The following is a 23,322-nucleotide window of genomic DNA, read 5'->3' as shown; positions in this document are numbered from 1 at the left end:
CCCCTTGCGTGATCAGCAGTCGGTCAGACGCAGGAAAATCGCCGCCAGCTGTTCAATGCCCGCCTGGTCCTGGAGCGTAAAGCGTGCAAGCGACGGGCTGTCGAGGTCAAGAACGCCAACCAGCTTGCCGTCCTTGACCAAAGGCACCACCAGCTCACTGTTCGATGCGCTGTCGCAGGCAATGTGCCCGGGAAACGCATGCACATCCTCCACCCGCTGGGTTTGCCGCGTTACGGCCGCCGCCCCGCAGACCCCGCGACCGAAGGGAATGCGCACACAGGCGATCTGGCCCTGGAACGGTCCGAGCACCAGTTCTTCGTTGCGGTTGAGATAGAAGCCGGCCCAGTTCAAGTCGCCCAGCTGATTGAACAGAAACGCAGAAAACTGCGCACTGTTGGCGATGAAGTCGCGCTCATCGGCCAGCAGCGACTCCAGTTGCGCGCAGAGCATCGGATAGCCATCCAGGTCGGTGCCAGCGCTGTGTAGATTGATCATGGTTGAAGCTCCAACAATTTAAGGCCTACCCAGTAACGGGCAAATTGGTACGCGCAACGGCCGTTGCGGTTACCGCGTCCGGTCGCCCAGCGCACGGCGAGGATGTCGAGGGCTTCATCGCGCTGCCATTGCAAACCAGCCTTGCTCGCCAGCTCGCCGATCCAGTGCTCCACCACATCCAGGAAATGCTCCTGGGTAAACGGATAGAACGACAGCCACAGGCCAAAACGGTCGGACAAGGCAATTTTGTCTTCCACCGCTTCGCTGGGGTGCAGCTCGCCATCCACGCGTTTCCAGTTGTCATTGTCGCTTTGGTTCTCCGGGACCAGGTGACGGCGGTTGGAAGTCGCGTACAGCAGTACGTTTTCCGGAGCCTGTTCGAGGGAGCCGTCCAGCACGCTTTTCAGCACGCGGTAATCGCCTTCGCCGGCCTCGAACGACAGGTCATCACAGAACAGGATAAAGCGCTGCGGCAACTTGATCAGTTGCTCGACCACACGCGGCAGATCAGCGAGATGATCACGCTCGATTTCGATCAGGCGCAGGCCCGCCTTGGCGTGCTGGGCCAGCAACGCGCGCACCATGGACGATTTACCCGTGCCGCGCGAACCCCACAGCAGTGCATGGTTGGCGGGCAGGCCATCGATAAATTGCTGGGTATTGCGCGCCAGTGTTTCACGTTGCTTGTCCACGCCAATCAGGTCGGACAGGCGCATGTCCAGGCTCACGTCCAGCGGCAACAGGAAACCACTGCGGCCTTCGCGCTGCCAGCGCGCCGCCAGGCACTGGTTCCAATCGATGGCCTGGCGCGGCGCGGGCAACAATGGCTCCAGGCGGGCGAGCACGGTTTCAGCCCGTTCAAGAAAGGCATTCAATCGAGAGTCCACGATTATTCCTCTGGCAAGTTCTTGCAAAAGATGGCGTATTGGCAACCCTGCGGCAGACCGCACGAGGCTGCGTAAAAAACGATTCATGCCGGGTAAGCCAGAGCTTGTGGATGTTCAGCTATGCTTGCCGGGCGAAGGGAAACGTGAAGTGGTTCAACACTCGATGGATATCAAGTTCGCCCACCGCTTGTCTTATAAACAAGCCAGATTGACTGTGCTGGTCGGTTTCGTCTTGGGAACCTTGCTCAGCCTGATCCAGATCGGTATTGATTATGCCAGCGAAGACGCATCCATCAACCGTGAAATTCGCTCGCTGATCGAAATCAGCCACAACCCCGCGTCACGCATCGCCTACAACATCGACGCCGAACTGGCCCAGGAACTGACCCTGGGCCTTTTGCACTCCCCCGCCATCGTTCACGCCCAGTTGATCGACAACAACGGCGTGGTGCTGGCCGATGTCGACCGACCGCGCAAAGAAAGCACCTACCGCCCTATCAGCGACTTCCTGTTCGGTGCCAACCGTCAGTTTGAGGACCGCCTGTTCCTCAGCCACATGCCCAACGAATCCCTTGGCGTGCTGCGCCTGGATGTGGATACCTACGCCTTTGGCAGCCGCTTTCTGCGCCGTGCCGAGATCACGCTACTCAACGGCTTCGCCCGCAGCCTGTTGCTGACCGGCATCCTGCTGGGCTTGTTCTACGTGATGTTGACCCAGCCTCTGGTGCGCATTATCCGCGAGCTGAGCAATCGCCGGCAGGCCCGCCTGGACTGCCCACCGGGCCACGAGCACGACGAAATCGGCGTGCTGGTGAACGTCGCCAACCAGCAGTTCGAAAACATGGAGACAGAGATCCAGCAACGCCGTCACGCTGAAGATCGGCTGACCGAATACCTGGGGCAACTGGAAGATATCGTCTCTGCCCGCACCCTGGAGCTCAAGGCCAGCAACCAGCGACTGAGCCAGTCCAACGACGAACTGGAAGCCGCAAAGATGCATGCACTGGGCATGGCCCAGGCGCGGGCGGCCTTCCTGGCCAACATGAGCCATGAGATTCGCACCCCGCTCAATGGCCTGCTGGGGATGATCGCGCTGTCGCTGGACAGCCCACTCAACGCCGAGCAACGCCAGCAACTGTCCATTGCCCATGACTCTGGCAAAGTGCTGGTGGAGCTGCTCAACGATATCCTCGACCTCTCCAAGTTCGACGCCGGCCAGTTGGAGCTGGAGCGCATCCCGTTCGATTTGGGCTCACTGGTGGAAGACACCGCCAACCTGTTGTCGCAGAACGCGGCGCCGAGCGTCGAACTGACCTGCCTGATCGACCCGCAGTTTCCCGCCCAGGTCTTGGGCGACCCGACCCGCGTGCGGCAAATCGTCAGTAACCTGCTGTCCAACGCCTTGAAATTCACCCGCTTCGGCCGTGTGGATGTTCGCCTCAGCGCGCAGGAGGGCCGGGTACGCATCGAGGTGTGTGATACCGGCATCGGCATTGCGCAGGAAGCTCAGGTGAAGATCTTCCAACCCTTCACCCAGGCCGGCGCCGGCATCACCCGCCAGTTTGGCGGCACGGGCCTGGGCCTGGCGTTGACGCACAACCTGTGTGAAGCGATGCAGGGCCGCTTGAGCATCAGCTCGGAGGTGGGCTTCGGCAGCCAGTTCTGCGCCGACCTGCCATTGCCGACCCATTTGCCTGCGGTGCAACCGACACCGCTCAAGGGGGAAGTCATCGCCATTACCAGTGCCGGCAGTGGCCTCACAGAGCTGCTCACCACCCTGCTGCCCCACTGGGGGCTGACACCGCACTGCTACACGCAAGACGATGACTTGAGCGGACAAGCCCCGGACCTGCTGATCACCGACTGCCCCGAATGCCTGTTCCGCCTGCGCCCCGCCATTAGCGCGCCGATCCTGCTGGTGACCGCCTATGGCAATTTCATGCCCAGCGAAGAAGTCGCGGCACTGGCGCCGTTGCAGCAACAGGCGCGCCCATTGAGCCGCAACGCGCTGTATCAGATCCTGCAACGCAACCTGCGCAGCGAAGCGCAACTGATCCTCGACCCGATCCAGATGGACGCCGCGCCCCTGATGCACCGGGCGCGCATCCTGCTGGTGGAGGACAACCCGGTCAACCAACTGGTGGCCAAGGGCATGCTCAGCAAACTGGGGTGTGAGGTGATCGTGGCCGCCCACGGTGGCGAAGCACTCAGGTTTCTTGAGGAACAACCCTTCGACATGGTGCTGATGGACTGCAATATGCCAGTGATGGATGGTTACGAGGCCAGCCGACAGATCCGTCGCAGCGGGCGCTGGCCGGACCTGCCGATTGTCGCACTGACCGCCAACGCCCTGTCGGAAGAACGCGAGCGTTGCCGGGCTGCAGGCATGAATGACTACCTGGCCAAGCCATTTCGCCGCGAGGAGCTCAGCGGCTTGCTGGATCTATGGGTGCCGAAGGCGACAAGTCTTTGATCTGCCGGAGCAACTGGTCCAGGCCATCGCGCAACGTGTCGGCCTGGTTCAGGTCGATGCCGCTGTCGCACAGCAGCCGGGTTTTCAGGCCATGGGCCTGGTCGCGCAATTGCACACCGCTTTCGCTCAGGCTCAGGTGCACTTCGCGCTCATCCCTGGCGCTGCGTTGACGCCTGACCCAGCCAAGCTGCTCAAGGCGCTTGAGCAGTGGCGTGAGCGTGCCAGAGTCGAGCATCAGGCGCTCGCCCAAGGCCTTGACCGTGGGTAGCGCCGGCGTTGCGGCGTGCCACTCCCATAGCACCAGCATCACCAGGTACTGCGGGTAGGTCAGGCCCAGTTGATCGAGCATCGGCTTGTAGGCTCGGGTCACCGCCCGGGAAGCTGCGTAGAGCTTGAAACACAGTTGATGGTCGAGCGCCAGGGAGACAGTCATTTGAGCAGGGCTTCGATCTCTTGGGTGAGGTCCTGGGGCTTGGTGGTCGGGGCAAAACGCTTGACCACCTGGCCGTCACGACCGATCAGGAACTTGGTGAAGTTCCACTTGATCCCCTTGGAACCCAGCAGACCCGGTGCCTGCTTTTTCAGCTGTACGAACAAAGGGTGGGCGTCGCTGCCATTCACGTCGATCTTTTTGAACAGCGGGAAGCTGACACCAAAATTCAGCTCGCAGAATTCGGAAATCGCGCCTTCGTTACCGGGCTCTTGCTTGCCGAACTGGTTGCAAGGAAAACCCAATACCACCAAACCCTGGTCCTTGTACTGCTGCCAGAGTTGCTCCAGGCCTTTGTACTGCGGGGTGAAGCCGCACTTGCTGGCGGTGTTGACCACGAGGATGGCCTTGCCGGCGAAATCGGCCAAGGTCTTTTGCTCACCCTTGATGGTGGTGCAAGGAATACTCAGCAGGTTGTTGCTCATGGCAGTGCCTCGGATAGCGGGGAAAGAAGGAAAAAGATAGTCGCCAATTAAATTGCGTGCAATTTAATTGGCGAAATTGATACCTCGCTATTACCCCTCCCCTGCAGGAGCCCGTCTTGCCGGGCTCCTGCAGGGTGCCGCGCCGTTTCAATTCAACGCGGAACGAGGTCCAGGCACACCGAGTTGATGCAGTAACGCAAGCCGGTCGGCGGCGGGCCGTCCGGGAACACGTGCCCCAGGTGCGCATCGCATTTGGCGCAGGTGACTTCGGTGCGGATCATGCCGTGGCTGACGTCGCGGATCTCGATCATCGCGCTCTCGGCAATCGGCTCGTAGAAGCTAGGCCAGCCACAGCCCGCATCGAACTTGGTGCTGGAATCGAACAGCGGTTCGTTGCAGCAAATGCAGTGGTACACGCCATCCGTGGTGGTGGCGTTGTACTTGCCGGAGAACGGGCGCTCAGTGCCCTTCAGTCGACAGACCTGATATTGCGCGGGGTCGAGCATCTCCCGCCATTCCTCCAGCGTTTTATCCAACTTTTCCATCGGTACACCTCGGCAACTGAAAAAGCCTGATCTGTGTCTTTTCCATGGATCAGGCGGCACGTATGATTGCGCCTCTTCAAAACGCCAGTCTGGCACCCGCGCTACCGGCATTCAAACGTATTTATGGGTGCGGCCTTCGCAGGATTCACAGTACGGTAGTGCCCACACCGTCTGGATCGTTCATTTTCAGGATCACATCGCCATGCAGGTCAGCAAATCGAACAAGCTCGCCAACGTCTGCTACGACATTCGCGGCCCAGTGCTCAAGCACGCCAAACGCCTGGAAGAGGAAGGCCATCGCATCCTCAAGCTGAACATTGGCAACCCGGCGCCCTTTGGTTTCGAAGCGCCGGACGAAATCCTCCAGGACGTGATCCGCAACCTGCCCACCGCCCAGGGCTACAGCGACTCCAAAGGCCTGTTCAGTGCGCGCAAGGCCGTGATGCAGTACTACCAGCAGAAGCAGGTCGAAGGTGTCGGCATCGAAGACATCTACCTGGGCAATGGCGTGTCCGAGCTGATCGTGATGTCCATGCAGGCCCTGCTCAACAATGGCGACGAAGTACTGGTACCGGCGCCGGACTACCCATTGTGGACCGCCGCCGTGACCCTGGCCGGTGGCCACCCGGTGCACTACCTGTGTGACGAAGGCGCCGACTGGTTCCCGGACCTGGCCGACATCAAGGCCAAGATCACCCCGAACACCAAGGCCCTGGTGATCATCAACCCGAACAACCCGACCGGCGCCGTGTATTCCAAGGAAGTGCTGCTGGGCATGCTCGAACTGGCACGCCAGCACAACCTGGTGGTGTTCTCCGACGAGATCTACGACAAGATCCTCTACGATGACGCCGTACACGTGTGCACCGCCTCGCTGGCACCAGACCTGCTGTGCCTGACCTTCAACGGCCTGTCCAAGTCTTACCGCGTGGCGGGTTTCCGTTCCGGCTGGATCGCCATCTCCGGTCCCAAGCACAACGCCCAGAGTTATATCGAAGGCATCGACATGCTGGCCAACATGCGCCTGTGTGCCAACGTGCCGAGCCAGCACGCCATCCAGACCGCCCTGGGCGGCTACCAGAGCATCAATGATCTGGTATTGCCCCAAGGCCGCCTGCTGGAGCAGCGCAACCGTACCTGGGAGCTACTCAATGCAATCCCGGGCGTCAGCTGCGTGAAACCCATGGGGGCGTTGTACGCATTCCCGCGGATCGACCCAAAGGTATGCCCGATCCTCAACGACGAAAAGTTCGTGCTCGACCTGTTGCTGTCGGAAAAACTGCTGGTGGTGCAAGGCACCGCGTTCAACTGGCCGTGGCCGGATCACTTCCGTGTGGTGACGTTGCCGCGCGTGGATGACCTGGACATGGCCATCGGTCGTATCGGCAACTTCCTCAAGTCCTATCGCCAGTAAGAGAAACGGCGCCGTACGACCGACAATCGGTCGTACGGCGAGTATCTGGCAACACTTCTCTTCCTCTCCCCTGCCCTGCCATTTCACCGACGCCGCAAAAACCACTCGCCCCCTAAATCAAAGGGCTTCAAGGCAACGATGAACCGATCAAACGACCTTTTCCCCATCGGAAATTCCCTTCAAACCTCTACATTCCGGCTGTAGGACACAGTTTGAAATAGTCGCTCGGTTGAATCACCCTATGCGGCACCTTATATACCCCGCAGTACGCGACATATTAAGCATGAGGAGAACTCTACAACCATGATGCGCATCCTGCTGTTCTTGGCCACTAACCTTGCGGTCGTGCTGATTGCCAGCATCACCTTGAGCCTTTTCGGCTTCAACGGGTTCATGGCGGCCAACGGGGTTGACCTGAACCTCAATCAGCTGCTGGTTTTCTGTGCGGTCTTTGGTTTCGCCGGCTCGCTGTTCTCGCTGTTCATCTCCAAGTGGATGGCGAAGATGAGCACCAGCACCCAGGTCATCACCCAGCCACGTACCCGGCATGAGCAATGGTTGCTGCAGACCGTCGAGGAGTTGTCCCGCGAGGCCGGCATCAAGATGCCTGAAGTCGGGATCTTCCCGGCCTATGAAGCCAACGCCTTTGCCACCGGCTGGAACAAGAACGACGCACTCGTTGCAGTCAGCCAGGGCATGCTGGAACGCTTCTCCTACGACGAAGTGAAAGCCGTGCTGGCCCACGAAATCGGCCACGTAGCCAATGGCGACATGGTCACCCTGGCGCTGGTCCAGGGCGTGGTGAACACCTTCGTGATGTTCTTCGCGCGGATCATCGGCAACTTTGTCGACAAGGTGATCTTCAAGAACGAAGGCGGCCGCGGCATTGCCTACTTCGTGGCGACCATCTTTGCCGAGCTGGTGCTGGGTTTCCTGGCCAGCGCAATCACCATGTGGTTTTCGCGCAAACGGGAGTTCCGTGCAGACGAAGCCGGTGCACGCCTGGCCGGTACCGGGGCAATGATCGCAGCGCTGCAACACCTGCGTTCCGAACAAGGCCTGCCGGTGCATATGCCGGACAGCCTGACCGCCTTCGGCATCAACGGCGGTATCAAGCAAGGCATGGCTCGCCTGTTCATGAGCCACCCGCCGCTGGAAGAGCGGATCGACGCGTTGCGTCGTCGGGGCTGACAGGCAACACAAAAAAGGGCGATCTGATCGCCCTTTTTTGCAGGTCTGAAGGCCTCATCGGGGGCAAGCCCCCTCCCACACTTAAAGGTTTTCACAGATCAAAATGTGGGAGGGGGCTTGCCCCCGATAGCGATGGAAAATTCAGCGCCTGGTCAACTGATACACCCGTTCATCCAGCCGCGTGACGCCGTCCTGCACGAACTTCCAGCTCTCGCCCAGGATGTCTTGTTCTTCCAGCACCTCCAAGGCCCAGTGCGCACCCAGCAACACCTTCACCTCGTCATCCGTTACTGCAAACGGTGGTCCGGCTTTTTGCGTCTGGTCGTAATCGAGGGTGATCAACAGCCCCTCGCAACCTGGACGCAACAGACTGTTCAGATGCTCGGCATACCGCACACGCATCAGCGGCGGCAAGGCGATGAGGGCGGCGCGGTCATAAAGCGCAGCGCAATCGGCCAGCGCCTCAGCATCAAGGGTGAAGAAGTCGCCACACCACACCTCGATCAAGCCCGCCTGATACACCGCAAAGGTGCCCCGTTGCGCGATACGAGGCACAAGGCCCTGTTCGTCGAAAAACGCCTCGACCGCCTGCTCCGACAGCTCCACACCCAATACTCGCAGCCCCTGGCTGGCCAGCCACATCAAGTCCAGGCTTTTGCCACACAAGGGCACCAACACCTGCGCGCCCTCGGCCAGGCCCAGTTGCGGCCAATGTCGTTGTAGATACGGATTGACCTTGGGTTGGTGAAAGCCGATCTGGTTGCTTGCCCAGCGGTCCTGCCAAAATTTAGGCTCCATAGATCACCCCGAAAATTCGATCAAAAGGCACTAAAACTTATATTAGATTTAGATCAATGATCTGATTGAAGATGGGCCCATGTTAATGCTCAGGACCCTCCTTATGTTGCCCAGCCTGTTTATCTCCCACGGGTCGCCCATGCTCGCCCTGCAACCCGGCGCCAGCGGCCCGGCGCTGCAACAGCTAGCGGCCGAGCTGCCCCGACCGAAGGCCATCGTGGTGGTGTCGGCGCACTGGGAAAGCCCTGAACTTCTGGTCAGCGGCAGCGCCGCGCCGGAAACCTGGCATGACTTCGGCGGCTTTCCCCGCGAGCTGTTTGCCGTGCAATACCCGGCCCCGGGCGACCCGCAGTTGGCCGGCAAGATTGTCGAGCTGCTGCACGCCGATGGCCTGAATGCGCGCATCGATGACCGTCGCCCCTTTGACCATGGCACCTGGGTCCCGCTGTCGCTGATGTACCCGGCGGCGGATATCCCGGTGGTGCAGGTGTCTTTGCCGAGCCGCATGGGCCCAGCCCTGCAGACCCGCGTCGGGCATGCTCTTGCGGGCCTGCGTGAGCAAGGCGTGTTGTTGATCGGCTCCGGCAGCATCACCCACAACCTGGGCGAGTTGGACTGGCATGCAGGCCCGGAGAGCATCGAGCCATGGGCGCGGAATTTCCGGGACTGGGTGGTGGACAAGCTGGCAGCCAACGATGAAACCGCGCTGCACGACTATCGCCGCCAGGCACCGAATGCCGTGCGTAGCCACCCCAGTGATGAACACTTGCTGCCCCTGTACTTCGCCCGTGGCGCCGGTGGCGAATTCAGCGTGGCGCACCAGGGATTCACCATGGGCGCGCTGGGGATGGACATCTACCGCTTCGGCTAAAGTAAATTTCAGGCAAAAAAATCCCCGAACCAGTCGGGGATTTTTTTTGTGCGATCAATCAGCCCAAGGGCGGATCAATCTTCGCGGTAGCGACGCAGTTTGAGCTGCTTACCGGCAACGCGAGTGTCTTTGAGCTTGGTCAGCAGTTTTTCCAGACCGTCTTCCGGCAGTTCCACCAGGGAGAAGCTGTCACGGACCTGGATGCGACCGATGGCTTCACGTGCCAGGCCACCCTCATTGAGGATAGCGCCCAGCAGGTTCTTGGCAGCGATGCCATCACGCGCGCCCAGCGCGGTACGGCAACGCGCACGGCCTTCAGCCAATGGAACCGGAGCGCGACGCTCACGATCACCACGGTCTGGACGGTCGCCGGAACGCTCCGGACGATCACCGCGTGGTGCGCTGTTCGGCACCAGTGGACGTTCTTTCTCGATGGCCGCCAGGGTCAGGGCCTGACCGTTGGTTGCCTTGCGCAGCAGGGCTGCGGCCAGGGCACGCGGGGTGCAACCGATGTCGGCGGTCAGGCGGTCCAGCAGGTCGCCGTGGGTCGATTCAGCGTCAGCCACCAGCGGCGCCAGGCTGTTGGTCAGTTTCTTGATGCGGGCATCGAGGACTGCCTGGGCATCCGGCAGGCGCACTTCAGCGACTTTCTGACCGGTCACACGCTCGATCACTTGCAGCATGCGGCGCTCACGCGGCGTCACCAGCAGCAGTGCACGACCTTCGCGACCGGCACGGCCGGTACGGCCGATACGGTGCACGTAGGACTCCGGGTCGTACGGCATGTCAACGTTGAACACGTGGGTGATACGTGGAACGTCGAGGCCACGGGCAGCAACGTCGGTCGCTACAACGATGTCCAGGCGGCCATCCTTGAGGGAGTCGATCACGCGCTCACGCTGGTTCTGGGCGATGTCACCGTTCAGCGCAGCGGCTTTGTAGCCTTTGGCTTCCAGGGCACTGGCCAGGTCCAGGGTCGCTTGCTTGGTGCGCACGAACATGATCAGGGCGTCGAAGTCTTCGACTTCCAGCAGGCTCAATACAGCCGAGGTCTTCTGGTCAGCGTGAACCAACAGGTGAGCCTGTTCGATCGCGGTAACGGTCTGGGTCTTGGTCTGGATCTTCACGTGTTGCGGATCGCGCAAGTGGCGTTCGGCAATGGCACGGATCGACTGTGGCAGGGTGGCCGAGAACAGTACGGTCTGACGGGTTGGTGGCAGTGCCTTGAAGATGACTTCCAGGTCATCCATGAAGCCCAGCTTCAACATTTCGTCAGCTTCGTCCAGAACCAGGTGGTTCACGGTCGACAGGACTTTCTCGTCACGACGCAGGTGGTCGCACAGGCGGCCCGGGGTGGCGACAACGATCTGTGCGCCATTGCGGATTGCCTTGAGTTGCGGGCCCATAGGCGCGCCGCCGTAAACGGCCACAACGGTTACGCCTGGCATTTGCTTGGCGTAGGTTTCAAAAGCGGTTGCTACTTGCAGCGCCAACTCACGAGTTGGCGCCAGGATCAGGGCTTGCGGTTCGCGCTTGGCAGGATCGATGCAGTGCAGGATAGGCAGGGCGAACGCGGCGGTTTTACCGGTACCGGTTTGCGCCTGGCCAATCATGTCCTGGCCGGCCATGATGATCGGGATCGATTGCTGCTGAATCGCCGAAGGCTCTTCGTAGCCGGTCGCTGCGACGGCTGCAAGAATATTCGGGTTGAGATTAAAAGCGGCGAAGCCGCCGGTTTCCTGGGTCATGGGTCTGCCTCTAAGTGCATCCGCAAAGACCCATGCTCCAAAGCTGCGCATGCCGTGTTGAGACTCAAGAGTCGCCCTGGCTGCTTTGTCGGCGGGGATTTGCGAAAACGAATGAATGAAAAAGATTCGTCAAGGGAGAGTCCGCTGTGCGGACGTGCAGCCGAAGCTGACTTCGGGGAATTGCGCTACCTAAACGCGGCCCGGTTAAAGGCCGGCGCGCACTATACCGGAAATAGCTGAAAAAGGGAGCTTTTTTTATCGCCATGTACCGATAAACCGCGCTATGTCACAGTCTTTGCAGATAACGCCGGCAGGGTCTATTTTCCAGAGGCCCGGCCCTGCTGGTCATAACGCTTAAACGGTTCACCTGAGCGTTGCGGCCCTTTGGTCCGAAACCTTTCCCCGCGCCCGAGGGCACACCCGATGAATCAAGCCAGCAGCAGCCGCGTCAGCCGTGAACTCCAGGGTCATGTCTTGCTTTTGGGTCTGGACCGGGTGGCCAAACGCAACGCGTTCGACCTCGACCTGCTCAATGAGCTGAGCCTGGCGTATGGCGAATTTGATCGAAATGATGACGCTCGGGTGGCCGTGGTGTTTGCCCATGGCGACCACTTTACCGCCGGGCTGGACCTGGCCAATGTCAGCGGCGTAATGGCCGGTGGCTGGCAGCCGCCTCTGGGCGGTTGTGATCCGTGGGGCGTATTTGCCGGCCCGCGCGTGAGCAAACCGGTGATCGTCGCAGCCCAGGGCTACTGTCTGACCATCGGTATCGAATTGATGCTGGCCGCCGATATCAACTTGTGCGCGAGCAACACGCGCTTTGCGCAGATGGAAGTGCAGCGTGGGATCTTTCCGTTCGGCGGCGCGACACTGCGCCTTCATCAGATCGCCGGCTGGGGCAACGCGATGCGCTGGCTGCTCACCGGCGACGAATTCGATGCCCATGAAGCCCTGCGCCTGGGCCTGGTGCAGGAAGTGATGGCCAGCGAGGACTTGCTGCCCCGCGCCGTCGAACTGGCCAACCGCATTGCGCGCCAGGCACCGCTGGGCGTGCAGGCCACGTTGATGTCGGCACGGCTGGCGCGCATGGAAGGCGAAGCCGTGGCGGCTGAGGCGTTGCCGCCGATGGTGGACAAATTGCTCAACAGTGAGGATGCCAACGAAGGGGTGCTGGCGATGGTGGAGAAGCGGCCAGGGGTGTTCAAAGGTATTTAGTCGTCGTCAGTGATGGCCTCTTCGCGGGCAAGCCCGCTCCCACAGGGGAATGCATTTCAACAGGGGAATGCAGTCCAAATGTGGGAGCGGGCTTGCCCGCGAAAGGGCCAGTTCAGGCAATCAAGTAGCCGGCCGGATCGCCTTGATCAACGCCTGCAACGAATACCCCAGGCGTGGCACCAATGCCTCGGCACGCGCCGTCAACGCTTGCATATCCAGCTCCTGATCCAACTCCGAAGGCACCAGCAAGATCACGTTGCCCTCCTTCACCGGCAGCTCCCAGTAATGCCGGTGATACAACCCGCGCAACAATGCCGCGCCCAACGGCTTGCCGTCATCGGTGGCCCATTGGTTGATCACCAGCCAGCCGCCGGGATTGAGTTTCTTCTGGCAGTTTTCCAGGAAGGTCCAGGCCAGGTGCCCGACGCCGGGACCGACGTCCGTATAGAGGTCCACGAAGATCAAGTCTGCCGATTCGGCGGTTTCCAGCAATTGGAGGGCATCACCAATGCGGATATACAACCGCGGGTCGTCATCCAGCCCCAGGTATTCGATGGCCAGGCGCGGCACGTCGGGGCGCAACTCGATGGCTTCCACATCTTCCAGCGGCAGGAACCTGAGGCACGCCTGCGTCAACGTCCCGGCACCCAGGCCAAGGAACAGCGCGCTCTCAGGCTGTTCATGACACAACGCACCGATCAGCATCGCACGTGTGTAGTCATACTCCAGCCAGCTCGGGTCAGCGGTGAACACGCAGCTCTGCTCGATGGCATCGCCAAACTCGAGAAAACGGTAATCGGCCACTTCGAGCACACGGATCATGCCGAATTCATCATGGACTTCGGCGAGCAGGCGCTCGACACGCTCCTCGGTCATCACAACTCCTAACGGGTTTGCTGCACGGCAAAGGCGCGATTGTCGGCCAACCGGCGGCAACAGGTCACGCACTAATTGCTGATAACATTGGCGCCCCACCGTCAATCAGCCAATCGAGTTCATGATGAGCCAACCATGGAGCCCCGACAGCTGGCGCGCCCTGCCGATCCAGCAACAACCCCGGTACCCGGACGCTGCACACTTGCTGCAAGTGGAGCAGAACCTGGCCAGCTACCCGCCACTGGTGTTTGCCGGAGAAGCTCGCGAACTGCGCCGCCAGTTTGCCGAGGTGACCCAGGGCCGTGCGTTCCTGCTGCAAGGCGGCGATTGCGCCGAGAGTTTTGCCGAGTTCTCCGCCGCGAAAATCCGCGACACGTTCAAAGTGCTGCTGCAAATGGCTATCGTGATGACCTTCGCCGCCGGCTGCCCGGTGGTCAAGGTCGGGCGCATGGCGGGCCAGTTCGCCAAGCCGCGTTCGGCCAATGATGAAACCATCGACGGTGTCACCCTGCCCGCCTACCGTGGCGACATCGTCAATGGCATCGGTTTCGACGAGAAAAGCCGCGTGCCGGACCCGGACCGCCTGCTGCAGTCCTACCACCAGTCCACCGCTACCCTGAACCTGCTGCGCGCCTTTGCCCAGGGCGGTTTTGCCGACCTGCACCAGGTGCACAAGTGGAACCTGGACTTTATCGCCAACTCTGCGCTGGCCGAAAAATACAGCCAACTGGCCGACCGTATCGACGAAACCCTGGCTTTCATGCGCGCCTGCGGCATGGACAGCTCGCCGCAACTGCGCGAGACCAGCTTCTTCACCGCCCACGAAGCGCTGCTGCTCAACTACGAACAAGCCTTCGTACGCCGTGACAGCCTGACCAACGACTACTACGACTGCTCGGCCCATATGCTGTGGATCGGCGATCGCACTCGCCAACTGGACGGCGCTCACGTCGAGTTCCTGCGCGGGGTGAACAACCCGATCGGGGTCAAGGTCGGGCCGAGCATGAACCCGGATGACCTGATCCGCCTGATCGATATCCTCAACCCGGACAACGACCCCGGCCGCCTCAACCTGATCGCGCGCATGGGCGCGGGCAAGGTCGGCGATCACCTGCCCCACCTGATTCGTGCCGTGCAGCGCGAGGGCAAGCAGGTGCTGTGGAGCTCGGACCCGATGCATGGCAACACCATCAAGGCCAGCAGCGGCTACAAAACCCGCGACTTTGCGCAGATCCTCGGCGAGGTGAAGGAGTTTTTCCAGGTGCACCAGGCCGAAGGCAGCTATGCCGGCGGGATTCACATCGAGATGACCGGGCAGAACGTCACCGAGTGCATCGGCGGCGCACGGCCGATCACCGAGGATGGCTTGTCGGACCGCTATCACACCCACTGCGACCCACGGATGAATGCCGATCAGTCGCTGGAACTGGCGTTTCTGATTGCCGAGACCTTGAAGCAGGTCAAACGCTGAGTTTTCAGTTGCCTTCAGGGCCTCATCGGGGGCAAGCCCCCCTCCCACACTTGAATGTATTCACAGATCAAAATGTGGGAGGGGGCTCGCCCCCGATGAGACCCTGAAGACCAACCCCCATGCTGATCATCGCAGCCCGCAACCGCTCGGCACTCGGCCTTTGGCAATTGAGTTGCACCTGCTCCAGCCCCAGCCAGCCGGCCATTTGCCGCAGGTTTTGCGCCAGCGCCAACATCCCTTGCTCATCCAGCCCCGGCTCTTCTTCGTGCACCGCATGCACCGCCAGGCGCCCATTGGCGCGTTCGGCGCGCAGGTCGACGCGCGCGGCGATCCGCTCGTTGTGCAGGAACGGCAGCACGTAGTAACCGTACACCCGCTTGTCCTGCGGGGTGTAGATCTCCAGCCGGTAACGGAAGTCGAACAGCCGCTCGGTGCGACTGCGCTCCCAGACCAGCGAATCAAACGGTGACAACAAGGCGCTGGCCGGCACTTTGCGCGGCACTTTGGGATCGGGCAGGCAGTACGCCGCCTGTTTCCAGCCTTGCACCTGGCACGTCACCAGTTGACCGTCCTCCACCAGTTCAGCAAGGCGATGGCGGCTGTCGGCCGGATCGAGACGGAAGTAATCGCGCAGGTCTTTTTCAGTACCGACACCCAACGCGGTGGCGCTGTGCAGCAACAAACCACGCTGGGCCTCGGCTTCGGTCACAGTGGTTTGAAGGATATCGCCGGGAATGACCCGCTCCGGCAAATCATAGAGCCGCTCAAACCCGCGCCGACCGGCGACTGTGACCAAACCAGCAGCAAACAGCCATTCCAACGCGTGCTTTTCGTCGCTCCAGTCCCACCATGGGCCGGCGCGTTCCTCGCGGGTCGACAAGCTGCCGGCACCCAGCGCGCCCTGCTGCTCAACAGTGTGCAGTACACGTTGAATCGTGGCCTGTTGCTCACGCCCAAAACGCGCCATCTGCGAATAAATGCCCTGCCCTTGCCTGGCCCGCTCCATGCGCCAGCGCATCAACGGGAACAATGCCATCGGCAGGAGCGACGCCTCATGCCCCCAGTATTCGAACAGAGAACGCCGCCGCCCCTCGCTCCAGGCAGCCTGTTCGAGCAACAACGGGGAATAGTGACCCAGACGGGAAAACAGCGGCAGGTAATGGGAGCGCACCACCGCATTGACCGAATCGATCTGCAGCACGCCCAGGCGCTCGATCATACGGTTGAGGTGCGCAGCCTTGATCAGTGCAGGCGCCTGGCGCCCGGAAAAACCCTGGGCCGCCAGCGCCATGCGTCGAGCTTGCTTGAGTGAAAACGACTGGTCGGCGGGCATGGGTTTCTCCGTGGGGGCTCGCCGACTACCCTACTGCATCCGCGATCATTTTCGCAGCGGATCTTGCCAGAAATGCAGGTGGAGCTCCTGCTCCACGTCGCCGCGATTGAGGCCGATGTCCTTGAGCGCATCATCGCTCAAGGTCGCCAGCATCTGGCGCTCCTCATGCAGCGTCTGCCAACGGACAATCTTGTGAAGCAGCCCGGTAAACGGACGTTTCGCCAGTAATACAAAACCTCTTTGACCTTTCATCTTCTCGCCCTCCAGTGGGGATGGCGCAAGTGTGTGCGTGGGCTTAAGATCAATCCAACGAATGTTTCTCATGCAATACATCTCGGAGATTGATCAATTGTCCGGCTACCCAAGCATCGACACTGAGGTGCTGCGCACCTTCGTCGCCATCGCCGACCAGGGCGGCTTTACCCGCGCCGGCGAGCTGGTCAACCGCACTCAATCGGCGGTGAGCATGCAGATGAAGCGCCTGGAAGAGGACGTATTGCAGCGCAAGCTGTTCGAGCGCGATGGCCGGCAGGTGCGGCTGACGCCTGAGGGCCAGGTATTGCTGGGCTATGCGCGGCGTATCCTGAAACTGCACAGCGAGGTGTTCAACACCCTGCGCGAGCCGCACATGGTCGGGTTGGTGCGCATCGGCACGCCGGACGACTACGTGATGCGGTTCCTGCCGGGCATTCTCAAGCAGTTCTCCAAGGCGTACCCGCTGATCCAGATCGAGATGCACTGCGAGGCGTCGACGGTATTGATGCAGCGTCGGGATTTGGCACTGACCGTTGTCAGTCGTGAGCCGGGCAATGAGATCGGTGAACTGTTGCGCACGGAGCGCATGGTGTGGGCAGCGGCGCCGTGCTTCTGCGCCGACGAGCACGACGCCCTGCCGCTGGCGATGTCCGGCGCCGATTGCCTTTATACCCAGTGGGCACGCTCGGCACTGGACGCGGCCGGGCGCGATTATCGCCTGGCCTACCACAGCTCCAACGTGTCGGCGATCCAGGCGGTTGTCAATGCAGGCCTGGCGGTGATGGTCAGCATGGAGAGCCTGGTGACCGAAGACCTGCGCGTACTCGGCCGCGACGAGGGTTTCCCGCCGCTGCCGTCAATGAATCTGCATTTGCTGCGTAACCCGCAGATGAATTCGCCCATCACCGACTGCCTGGCGGAATACATCCTCGAAGGTTTCAGACTTTAAAGGTCAACATCACCGCGCACACCACCAGGAAGCCGCAGAACAGACCGCGCAGCACACGTTCCGGCAGTGCATGGGCCACCTTCACGCCCCAACTGATGCTGAGCAAACCGCCCACGGCCAACGGCACACCGATCATCCAGTCAACTTCCTGATGCCAGGCGTAAGTGACCAATGTCACCCCCGTGCTCGGCAAGGCCAAGGCCAGGGATAACCCTTGGGCAACCACCTGGCTCGTGCCAAACACACTGGTCAGCACCGGCGTAGCGACCACGGCGCCGCCGACGCCAAACAAACCGCCCATGGACCCGGAAACGGCACCGAGCACTCCAAGCCATGGCCAGGAATAGCGCATCTGCGCCGTAGGCGGTGCGTTGCGGGTGAACATGCGCAGCAGGTTGTAGGCAGACAGTGCCAGCAAAAAAGCGATAAAACCGATGCGCATTGCACCCGCGTCCAGCCCCACCGCCCAGATCGAACCCAGCCAGGCAAACGTGAACCCCATGACGCCGAGCGGCAGCGCATGGCGCAGCTCGATACGGTTGCGCTGGTGATAGCGCCACAGCGCCAGCATCACGTTGGGCACCACCATCACCAAGGCGGTGCCTTGGGCCAATTGCTGGTCCAGGCCGAACAACACGCCCAGCACCGGGATGGCAATCAACCCACCGCCAATGCCAAACAGGCCGCCCACCGTGCCGAGGGCCGCGCCCAAGATCAGGTACATCACTAAATCCAACACCGCTTGTTACTCCGCAATCCCAGGCCTTGCATGCTACGCAGTCGGCTCTGGCGCGGAAACGCACAGCAACGCACAATGGCTGTGCCAATCTCGCATAAGCGACTTTACGATGAACCCCAATCCTCTGACCGATCAACTGAGCCTGTTTCTCGATGTACTGGAGACCGGCAGTTTCTCCGCCGCCGCACGCCGCCATCCGCTGACGCCGTCGGCGGTAGCACGGCGGATCGACAGCCTGGAAAGCTCGGTGGGCAGCCGCTTGTTCCAGCGCAGCACCCATGCCGTGGTGCCGACCCCGGCCGGCCTGGCCTTCGCCGAGCGGGCACGGCGGATCGTCAGCGAGCTGCAACTGGCGCGTGCCGAAGCGGTGTCCCTCAGCCACGCGCCGGAAGGCCTGATCCGGGTAGATGCGCCGGCAGCGTTTGGGCGACGGCATCTGGCGCCGGTGATTGCGGACTTTCTGAATGTCTACCCGGGGCTGGATGTGCACCTGCATTTGATCGACAGCTTTGTGGATATGCAGGGCGCACACCTGGGCAAAGTGGACCTGGTGCTGCGCGCCGGGCATCTCGTCGACACGCGGTTGATCGCCACGCCCTTGGCGAGCATCGTGCGCATCGCGTGCGCCAGCCCGGCCTATCTGAAAAGCCGCGGCACGCCGATCCACCCTCGGGAACTGAGCGAACACGATGGGTTGGACTGGGATGGCCTGGCGCCCACGTTCGCCTGGCGCTTCGAGCTGGATGGGCGCCGCGCCACCTATCGCCCGCAACGCATCCGCATGAGTGCCAATAACGCTGAAGCCTTGTTGTCTGGTGCTTTGGCAGGACTGGGTATCGCTCACCTGCCCACGTGGCTGGCCAGCGAATACCTGGTGCGCGGCGAACTGCTGCCCTTGTTCTGCGAAGACGGCCTGCCCAGCCCCGAGACCACCGGGATCTACGCGCTGCGCCTGGAACAGCAACCCAATGCCCGCAGCCGATTGCTGCTGGAGTATCTGAAGTCCCGGTTCAGCCCGGTGCCGCCTTGGGATCTGGCGCTGCAGAGTGGCCTGGTCTAACCATTCGGTCAGAATTACCTGGCGCATTAAAGATTTGCCCGCTAGATTCCAGCCCAGACATGCTTTTTCGAGGTACCGCCATGAGCAAGAACCCTGATCCGTGCGAATCCCTGATGCTGGACAACCAGCTGTGCTTCGCCTTGCACTCCACCTCGCTGCTGATGACCAAGGTCTACAAGCCATTGCTGCAAGCACTTGGCCTGACCTACCCGCAGTACCTGGCCATGATGGTGTTGTGGGAAGAGGATGGTTTGACCGTCGGCGAAATCAGCAGTCGCCTGCTGACCGATCCGGGCTCGCTTACCCCACTGCTCAAGCGCCTGGAAGCCGAAGGTGTGCTCAGCCGTACCCGCAGCCGCGAGGATGAACGCGTCGTGGTTGTAGAACTGACCGAGGCCGGGCGGGCACTGCAGGACAAGGCCCTGGGGATACCGCAGTGCATCCTGGGCGCCAGCGGCCTGGAATTGGACCAACTACGCAAGCTACAAGCTGATTTGATTGCACTGCGCAGCAACTTGCAGAACGCAATTTAGAACGCCCCTCCCACATCGGTTTTGGCTACACGACAATATTTTATAAATTTATCTTGCGCACTAAACATTAGCGCTATACATTTGCCTCACCAACTACTTAGCGCGCAAACATTTAGCGCTAACGGCCAAGAGGAAAACACCATGCAAACGCTCTACACCGCAGTAGCTACCGCCACCGGCGGCCGTGATGGTCGTGCTGTTTCCAGCGACAACATCCTCGACGTCAAACTCTCCACCCCCAAAGAACTGGGCGGTGCCGGCGGCCAGGCCACCAACCCTGAACAACTGTTCGCTGCCGGCTACTCGGCCTGCTTCATCGGTGCCCTGAAATTCGTCGCCAGCCAGACCAAACGCAAAATCCCGGATGACGCCTCGATCACCGCCCACGTTGGCATCGGCCAGATCCCCGGCGGTTTCGGCCTGGACATCGACCTGCACATCAACCTGCCCGGCCTGGCCCAGGACGACGCGCAAAGCCTGGTCGACGCCGCCCACCAAGTCTGCCCGTACTCCAACGCCACCCGTGGCAACGTCGATGTACGCCTGCACGTGATCGTCTAAATGAAACCGGCCGCCCCTGGAGAACGAAATGAACACAATTGGTAAAGCGCTCACCGGCACCCTGCTCGCCTTGTCCATCACCCACGCCTTTGCGGCGACCGGTGAAGTCGAGCACAACACCCAGGCCTTCCTGGATGTGTTGAACGCAGGCAACGGCAAACCGATGGAACAACTGACGCCCAAGGACGCCCGTGCCGTACTGACCGGCGCCCAGGCCGGTGTGAAGCTGACCTTGCCCAAGGCGGATGTGAGCCAGAAGACCATCCAGGTCGACGGCAAGCCGCTGGACCTGACCATCGTGCGGCCAGCCGGGGTCAAGGGCACATTGCCTGTGTTCATGTTCTTCCACGGTGGCGGCTGGGTGCTGGGGGATTACCCGACCCATGAGCGCCTGGTGCGGGATCTGGTGGTGGGTTCGGGGGCGGTGGCGGTATTCGTCAACTACACGCCTTCACCGGAAGCGCATTACCCGGTGGCGATCAACCAGGCCTACGGCGCCACAAAATGGGTGGCCGAGCACGGTAAAGAGATCAATGTCGATGGCAAGCGCCTGGCGGTCGCGGGCAACAGCGTCGGCGGCAACATGGCGGCAGTGGTCAGCCTGATGGCCAAGGATAAGGGCACGCCAGCGATCAAGTTCCAATTGTTGCTATGGCCGGTGACCGACGCCAATTTCGACACCGCGTCCTACAACCAGTACGCCGAAGGGCACTTCCTGACCCGCAACATGATGAAGTGGTTCTGGGACAACTACACCACCGACGCCAACCAGCGCGCCGAGGTCTATGCCTCGCCGCTGCGGGCCACCACCGACCAGCTCAAAGGCTTGCCGCCTGCGCTGATCCAGACCGCCAGCGCCGATGTGCTGCGGGATGAGGGTGAAGCCTACGCCCGCAAGCTGGACGCAGCCGGTGTACCGGTGACTGCCGTGCGCTACAACGGCATGATTCACGACTACGGTCTGCTCAACGTGGTCAGCCAAGTCCCGGCAGTCCGCTCCGCATTGCTCCAGGCCTCGGATGAGCTGAAGCAACACTTGAAGTAAAAAGCAGCGCCCACGAAAAAGCCCGACTCAAGGTCGGGCTTTTTTTCGTATCGGCGGGGCCAGAATTACTTCTTGGCGCGACCTTTGTACGAACCGCCTTCGCGGGTATCGATCTCGATCAGGTCGTCGATTTCGATGAAATCGGCCACTTGCAGTTCGGTACCATTGCTCAGCTTGGCAGGCTTCATCACCTTGCCCGACGTGTCGCCGCGAGCGGAACCTTCGGTGTAGGCCACTTTACGCACGATGGTGGTCGGCAGCTCTACGGAAACCAGGCGCTCTTCGAAGAAAATAGCTTCGCAGACGTCTTCCATACCTTCTTCGATGAACGGCAGAACAGCTTCGATATCTTCAGCGTTCAGCTCGTACATGGTGTAGTCGGTGGTGTCCATGAACGTGTAGGTGTCGCCGCTGATGAAGGACAGGGTCGCTTCTTTGCGGTCGAGGATTACGTCGTCCAGTTTGTCATCGGCGCTGTAGACGATCTCGGTCTTGTAACCGGTCAGCAGGTTCTTCAGCTTGGTCTTCATGATGGCGCTGTTACGACCAGACTTGGTGAACTCAGCTTTCTGAACCAGCCAAGGGTCGTTTTCGAGACGGATCACTGTACCGGGTTTCAGTTCTTTACCAGTTTTCATTGCATATATCCGAAATTTGGATGGGATTTACAAAATTCAAGGTGGCGTATCATATCCAACTTTCATAAAACTTCACCAGCGCCGTCGCAAGATCGGCCCGCAAGCCCTGTTCCAGACACCACGTTTCGGCGTGCTGGCTGACCTCCGGCCAATGTTCCAGCAGCATTTTCCACGGCTGGGCCATATCGCCCTCCGTGTTCCAGGCTTGCCAGAGCCCGATCAGCGCCGCCCTTGCCGAGGGTGATAAGCCTGCGGTGTACAGCTCCAGGAAGGCATCGAGTTTGTCGAGGTGAATATCTTCGTCCTGTCGATAGATATGCCACAGCAGCGGTCGCCCGGCCCACTGGGCGCGCACGAACGAGTCTTCACCGCGTACGGCATTGAAGTCACAGCACCACAGCAGGCGGTCGTATTGCTCCTGGCGCACGAACGCAATCACCTGCACCGTCAGCGATCCCCGCTGCTGGATATCCCCCGCCACCAGCCGCTCCAAGCCCAACCAACGCTGCACATCGCCAAGAATGCGCCCCTCCGGCACCAATAGATGAGTGGCACGCCCGTCCGTCGATAACACGTCCAGCCAACTGGCGAGCCCGGCATTCTCATAGGCAAACAGTGAGATCAGCCGCGCACCGGCTGTGGGAAACACACCCAAGGTTTGCAGGAAGTCTTGTTGCACGTTCACATCCTGCTGAAAAGCCCGACGCTGTTCCAGCAACCCGGCCTCACGCAAAAGGCCGCCGGTGCCAGGCCGGAATCCGGGGAAGAAGAAGTACTTCTGCACGCCCTTGAACTTCACCGATGGCAGCCGGTGGCAACCGACGACCCATTCCTCGGCGCTGAGATAATCCAGGTTCATCCACACCGGCGTGCGTTCGCGCTCGGCCATGGCCTCCATATACTCAGGTGGCAACTGGCAGGCAAACGCGGCGATCACGACATCCGCTGCAGGCGCGCCCACCCACTCCGTCGGCCAATGACGCACTTCGACACCTTCCTGCCATTGCTGGTCGAGTTGCACATCAATCTCAGGGCACATGCGCTCGAATGCGCGCAGGTCGTCGACCCACAAGCGCACAACACAGGCATGTTCCGCCACCAATTGCCGGGCCAGGCGCCAGGTCACGCCGATGTCGCCGAAGTTGTCGACGACGCTGCAAAAAATATCCCAGCGGGCTTTCATTCCGGGCTCCAACGCTCAAAGGTTCGATTGTCCGCATAAATGCGCGGATGCAGAAGGCTTGATCGCGATTATTCTGCACTGTGGCTGTGCGACAATCGCAGCCACGCCATCAATGCCTGCCAGGAGG

The 23,322-nt window shown here is 60.9% G+C and carries 24 protein-coding genes; 11 read left to right on the top strand and 13 right to left on the bottom strand.

Annotation, left to right across the window (positions count from 1 at the left end):
* Window positions 1–12 precede the first annotated feature (12 nt).
* A complete protein-coding gene (locus tag BM017_RS20385; protein ID WP_092247726.1) occupies window positions 13–495 on the bottom strand; it encodes a GAF domain-containing protein in 483 nt (160 codons plus the stop codon).
* Window positions 492–1,382, bottom strand: coding sequence for an ATP-binding protein (locus tag BM017_RS20380; protein ID WP_071488507.1), 891 nt, complete (start codon window positions 1,380–1,382; stop codon window positions 492–494). The genes BM017_RS20385 and BM017_RS20380 overlap by 4 nt, the downstream gene beginning before the upstream one ends.
* Window positions 1,383–1,545: 163 nt before the next feature.
* Here BM017_RS20380 and BM017_RS20375 point away from each other — a divergent pair, with 163 nt between their 5' ends.
* On the top strand, window positions 1,546–3,855 hold the full coding sequence (locus tag BM017_RS20375) for a hybrid sensor histidine kinase/response regulator (protein ID WP_071488508.1): 2,310 nt from the start codon (window positions 1,546–1,548) through the stop codon (window positions 3,853–3,855).
* Here the strand turns inward: BM017_RS20375 and BM017_RS20370 are convergent.
* The 3 genes from BM017_RS20370 to msrB all read right to left on the bottom strand — a co-directional run bounded on the left by BM017_RS20370 (window position 3,809) and on the right by msrB (window position 5,315).
* Window positions 3,809–4,288, bottom strand: coding sequence for a MarR family winged helix-turn-helix transcriptional regulator (locus BM017_RS20370; RefSeq protein WP_092247723.1), 480 nt, complete (start codon window positions 4,286–4,288; stop codon window positions 3,809–3,811). The genes BM017_RS20375 and BM017_RS20370 overlap by 47 nt on opposite strands.
* Complete coding sequence (locus BM017_RS20365) at window positions 4,285–4,770, bottom strand: glutathione peroxidase (protein ID WP_058427952.1); 486 nt, start codon at window positions 4,768–4,770, stop codon at window positions 4,285–4,287. The genes BM017_RS20370 and BM017_RS20365 overlap by 4 nt, the downstream gene beginning before the upstream one ends.
* 152 nt (window positions 4,771–4,922) lie before the next feature.
* A complete protein-coding gene (msrB, locus tag BM017_RS20360) occupies window positions 4,923–5,315 on the bottom strand; it encodes a peptide-methionine (R)-S-oxide reductase MsrB (RefSeq protein WP_071488511.1) in 393 nt (130 codons plus the stop codon).
* Window positions 5,316–5,517: 202 nt separating this feature from the next.
* On the opposite strand from msrB, the gene BM017_RS20355 reads away from it, so the two are divergent.
* Together BM017_RS20355 and htpX are read left to right on the top strand one after the other, a co-directional pair.
* Window positions 5,518–6,729 carry a pyridoxal phosphate-dependent aminotransferase gene (locus BM017_RS20355; protein ID WP_016978462.1) on the top strand — a complete coding sequence of 404 codons (1,212 nt, stop codon included), beginning with the start codon at window positions 5,518–5,520 and terminating at the stop codon, window positions 6,727–6,729.
* A 303-nt stretch (window positions 6,730–7,032) separates the two neighbouring features.
* Window positions 7,033–7,920, top strand: coding sequence for a protease HtpX (gene htpX / locus BM017_RS20350; RefSeq protein WP_058427954.1), 888 nt, complete (start codon window positions 7,033–7,035; stop codon window positions 7,918–7,920).
* Between the two features lie 141 nt (window positions 7,921–8,061).
* Here htpX and BM017_RS20345 read toward each other — a convergent pair whose 3' ends face one another.
* A complete protein-coding gene (locus tag BM017_RS20345; RefSeq protein WP_092247720.1) occupies window positions 8,062–8,718 on the bottom strand; it encodes a thiopurine S-methyltransferase in 657 nt (218 codons plus the stop codon).
* A gap of 103 nt (window positions 8,719–8,821) precedes the next feature.
* On the opposite strand from BM017_RS20345, the gene BM017_RS20340 reads away from it, so the two are divergent.
* Window positions 8,822–9,589, top strand: a complete 768-nt coding sequence (locus BM017_RS20340) for a DODA-type extradiol aromatic ring-opening family dioxygenase (RefSeq protein ID WP_092247717.1) — start codon at window positions 8,822–8,824, stop codon at window positions 9,587–9,589.
* 74 nt (window positions 9,590–9,663) lie between these two features.
* Here BM017_RS20340 and BM017_RS20335 read toward each other — a convergent pair whose 3' ends face one another.
* Complete coding sequence (locus tag BM017_RS20335) at window positions 9,664–11,337, bottom strand: DEAD/DEAH box helicase (RefSeq protein WP_058427958.1); 1,674 nt, start codon at window positions 11,335–11,337, stop codon at window positions 9,664–9,666.
* A 423-nt stretch (window positions 11,338–11,760) separates the two neighbouring features.
* Between BM017_RS20335 and BM017_RS20330 the strand changes: the two genes are divergently transcribed.
* Window positions 11,761–12,552 (top strand): crotonase/enoyl-CoA hydratase family protein, encoded by a 792-nt coding sequence (locus BM017_RS20330; RefSeq protein ID WP_092247714.1) that lies wholly within the window; start codon window positions 11,761–11,763, stop codon window positions 12,550–12,552.
* A 120-nt stretch (window positions 12,553–12,672) separates the two neighbouring features.
* On the opposite strand, the gene BM017_RS20325 is transcribed toward BM017_RS20330, so the two are convergent.
* Entirely contained in the window at window positions 12,673–13,428 is a 756-nt protein-coding gene (locus BM017_RS20325) for a spermidine synthase (RefSeq protein ID WP_092247711.1), read from the bottom strand.
* 124 nt (window positions 13,429–13,552) lie between these two features.
* Between BM017_RS20325 and BM017_RS20320 the strand changes: the two genes are divergently transcribed.
* Window positions 13,553–14,899, top strand: a complete 1,347-nt coding sequence (locus BM017_RS20320; protein WP_071488516.1) for a class II 3-deoxy-7-phosphoheptulonate synthase — start codon at window positions 13,553–13,555, stop codon at window positions 14,897–14,899.
* A gap of 67 nt (window positions 14,900–14,966) precedes the next feature.
* Here BM017_RS20320 and BM017_RS20315 read toward each other — a convergent pair whose 3' ends face one another.
* Window positions 14,967–16,232: a winged helix-turn-helix domain-containing protein gene (locus BM017_RS20315; protein ID WP_092247708.1), complete on the bottom strand. Its 1,266-nt coding sequence runs from the start codon at window positions 16,230–16,232 to the stop codon at window positions 14,967–14,969.
* A gap of 45 nt (window positions 16,233–16,277) precedes the next feature.
* Window positions 16,278–16,484 carry a DUF1127 domain-containing protein gene (locus BM017_RS20310; protein WP_256572969.1) on the bottom strand — a complete coding sequence of 69 codons (207 nt, stop codon included), beginning with the start codon at window positions 16,482–16,484 and terminating at the stop codon, window positions 16,278–16,280.
* Between the two features lie 70 nt (window positions 16,485–16,554).
* On the opposite strand from BM017_RS20310, the gene BM017_RS20305 reads away from it, so the two are divergent.
* A complete protein-coding gene (locus BM017_RS20305; RefSeq protein WP_071488519.1) occupies window positions 16,555–17,436 on the top strand; it encodes a LysR substrate-binding domain-containing protein in 882 nt (293 codons plus the stop codon).
* Here BM017_RS20305 and BM017_RS20300 read toward each other — a convergent pair.
* Window positions 17,426–18,175, bottom strand: a complete 750-nt coding sequence (locus tag BM017_RS20300; RefSeq protein ID WP_092247705.1) for a sulfite exporter TauE/SafE family protein — start codon at window positions 18,173–18,175, stop codon at window positions 17,426–17,428. The two genes, BM017_RS20305 and BM017_RS20300, sit on opposite strands and share 11 nt — an antisense overlap.
* Before the next feature lie 109 nt (window positions 18,176–18,284).
* On the opposite strand from BM017_RS20300, the gene BM017_RS20295 reads away from it, so the two are divergent.
* The 4 genes from BM017_RS20295 (at window position 18,285) to BM017_RS20280 (ending at window position 21,374) form a co-directional block, all read left to right on the top strand.
* On the top strand, window positions 18,285–19,235 hold the full coding sequence (locus BM017_RS20295) for a LysR family transcriptional regulator (RefSeq protein ID WP_071488521.1): 951 nt from the start codon (window positions 18,285–18,287) through the stop codon (window positions 19,233–19,235).
* 80 nt (window positions 19,236–19,315) lie between these two features.
* On the top strand, window positions 19,316–19,768 hold the full coding sequence (locus BM017_RS20290) for a MarR family winged helix-turn-helix transcriptional regulator (RefSeq protein WP_071488522.1): 453 nt from the start codon (window positions 19,316–19,318) through the stop codon (window positions 19,766–19,768).
* Window positions 19,769–19,909: 141 nt separating this feature from the next.
* The gene (locus tag BM017_RS20285) at window positions 19,910–20,329 is read left to right on the top strand and encodes an organic hydroperoxide resistance protein (RefSeq protein WP_092247702.1); all 420 of its coding nucleotides are present in this window, start codon (window positions 19,910–19,912) and stop codon (window positions 20,327–20,329) included.
* Between the two features lie 28 nt (window positions 20,330–20,357).
* Window positions 20,358–21,374, top strand: a complete 1,017-nt coding sequence (locus BM017_RS20280) for an alpha/beta hydrolase (RefSeq protein WP_092247699.1) — start codon at window positions 20,358–20,360, stop codon at window positions 21,372–21,374.
* Between the two features lie 65 nt (window positions 21,375–21,439).
* Here the strand turns inward: BM017_RS20280 and BM017_RS20275 are convergent, their stop codons facing one another.
* Together BM017_RS20275 and earP are read right to left on the bottom strand one after the other, a co-directional pair.
* Complete coding sequence (locus BM017_RS20275; protein WP_003172723.1) at window positions 21,440–22,012, bottom strand: elongation factor P; 573 nt, start codon at window positions 22,010–22,012, stop codon at window positions 21,440–21,442.
* A 49-nt stretch (window positions 22,013–22,061) separates the two neighbouring features.
* Window positions 22,062–23,195 carry an elongation factor P maturation arginine rhamnosyltransferase EarP gene (gene earP, locus BM017_RS20270; protein ID WP_092247696.1) on the bottom strand — a complete coding sequence of 378 codons (1,134 nt, stop codon included), beginning with the start codon at window positions 23,193–23,195 and terminating at the stop codon, window positions 22,062–22,064.
* Window positions 23,196–23,322 lie beyond the last annotated feature (127 nt).

The organism is Pseudomonas sp. NFPP04 (genome assembly GCF_900113815.1).
GTDB classification, from domain to species: domain Bacteria; phylum Pseudomonadota; class Gammaproteobacteria; order Pseudomonadales; family Pseudomonadaceae; genus Aquipseudomonas; species Aquipseudomonas extremorientalis.
Note: the sequence above shows the minus strand (reverse complement) of the source record. Positions and strands in the feature narration are given on the sequence as shown.

Excerpts from the sequence above, each read along its gene's own strand:
- BM017_RS20315 (WP_092247708.1), bottom strand. The coding sequence starts at position 16,232 with ATGCCCGCCGACCAGTCGTTTTCACTCAAGCAAGCTCGACGCATGGCG.
- BM017_RS20345 (WP_092247720.1), bottom strand. The coding sequence starts at position 8,718 with ATGGAGCCTAAATTTTGGCAGGACCGCTGGGCAAGCAACCAGATCGGC.
- BM017_RS20355 (WP_016978462.1), top strand. The coding sequence starts at position 5,518 with ATGCAGGTCAGCAAATCGAACAAGCTCGCCAACGTCTGCTACGACATT.
- BM017_RS20280 (WP_092247699.1), top strand. The coding sequence starts at position 20,358 with ATGAACACAATTGGTAAAGCGCTCACCGGCACCCTGCTCGCCTTGTCC.
- BM017_RS20290 (WP_071488522.1), top strand. The coding sequence starts at position 19,316 with ATGAGCAAGAACCCTGATCCGTGCGAATCCCTGATGCTGGACAACCAG.
- BM017_RS20295 (WP_071488521.1), top strand. The coding sequence starts at position 18,285 with ATGAACCCCAATCCTCTGACCGATCAACTGAGCCTGTTTCTCGATGTA.
- BM017_RS20335 (WP_058427958.1), bottom strand. The coding sequence starts at position 11,337 with ATGACCCAGGAAACCGGCGGCTTCGCCGCTTTTAATCTCAACCCGAAT.
- msrB (WP_071488511.1), bottom strand. The coding sequence starts at position 5,315 with ATGGAAAAGTTGGATAAAACGCTGGAGGAATGGCGGGAGATGCTCGAC.
- BM017_RS20385 (WP_092247726.1), bottom strand. The coding sequence starts at position 495 with ATGATCAATCTACACAGCGCTGGCACCGACCTGGATGGCTATCCGATG.
- htpX (WP_058427954.1), top strand. The coding sequence starts at position 7,033 with ATGATGCGCATCCTGCTGTTCTTGGCCACTAACCTTGCGGTCGTGCTG.
- earP (WP_092247696.1), bottom strand. The coding sequence starts at position 23,195 with ATGAAAGCCCGCTGGGATATTTTTTGCAGCGTCGTCGACAACTTCGGC.
- BM017_RS20330 (WP_092247714.1), top strand. The coding sequence starts at position 11,761 with ATGAATCAAGCCAGCAGCAGCCGCGTCAGCCGTGAACTCCAGGGTCAT.
- BM017_RS20375 (WP_071488508.1), top strand. The coding sequence starts at position 1,546 with ATGGATATCAAGTTCGCCCACCGCTTGTCTTATAAACAAGCCAGATTG.
- BM017_RS20320 (WP_071488516.1), top strand. The coding sequence starts at position 13,553 with ATGAGCCAACCATGGAGCCCCGACAGCTGGCGCGCCCTGCCGATCCAG.
- BM017_RS20285 (WP_092247702.1), top strand. The coding sequence starts at position 19,910 with ATGCAAACGCTCTACACCGCAGTAGCTACCGCCACCGGCGGCCGTGAT.
- BM017_RS20305 (WP_071488519.1), top strand. The coding sequence starts at position 16,555 with ATGCAATACATCTCGGAGATTGATCAATTGTCCGGCTACCCAAGCATC.
- BM017_RS20370 (WP_092247723.1), bottom strand. The coding sequence starts at position 4,288 with ATGACTGTCTCCCTGGCGCTCGACCATCAACTGTGTTTCAAGCTCTAC.
- BM017_RS20340 (WP_092247717.1), top strand. The coding sequence starts at position 8,822 with ATGTTGCCCAGCCTGTTTATCTCCCACGGGTCGCCCATGCTCGCCCTG.
- BM017_RS20365 (WP_058427952.1), bottom strand. The coding sequence starts at position 4,770 with ATGAGCAACAACCTGCTGAGTATTCCTTGCACCACCATCAAGGGTGAG.
- BM017_RS20325 (WP_092247711.1), bottom strand. The coding sequence starts at position 13,428 with ATGACCGAGGAGCGTGTCGAGCGCCTGCTCGCCGAAGTCCATGATGAA.
- BM017_RS20275 (WP_003172723.1), bottom strand. The coding sequence starts at position 22,012 with ATGAAAACTGGTAAAGAACTGAAACCCGGTACAGTGATCCGTCTCGAA.
- BM017_RS20310 (WP_256572969.1), bottom strand. The coding sequence starts at position 16,484 with ATGAAAGGTCAAAGAGGTTTTGTATTACTGGCGAAACGTCCGTTTACC.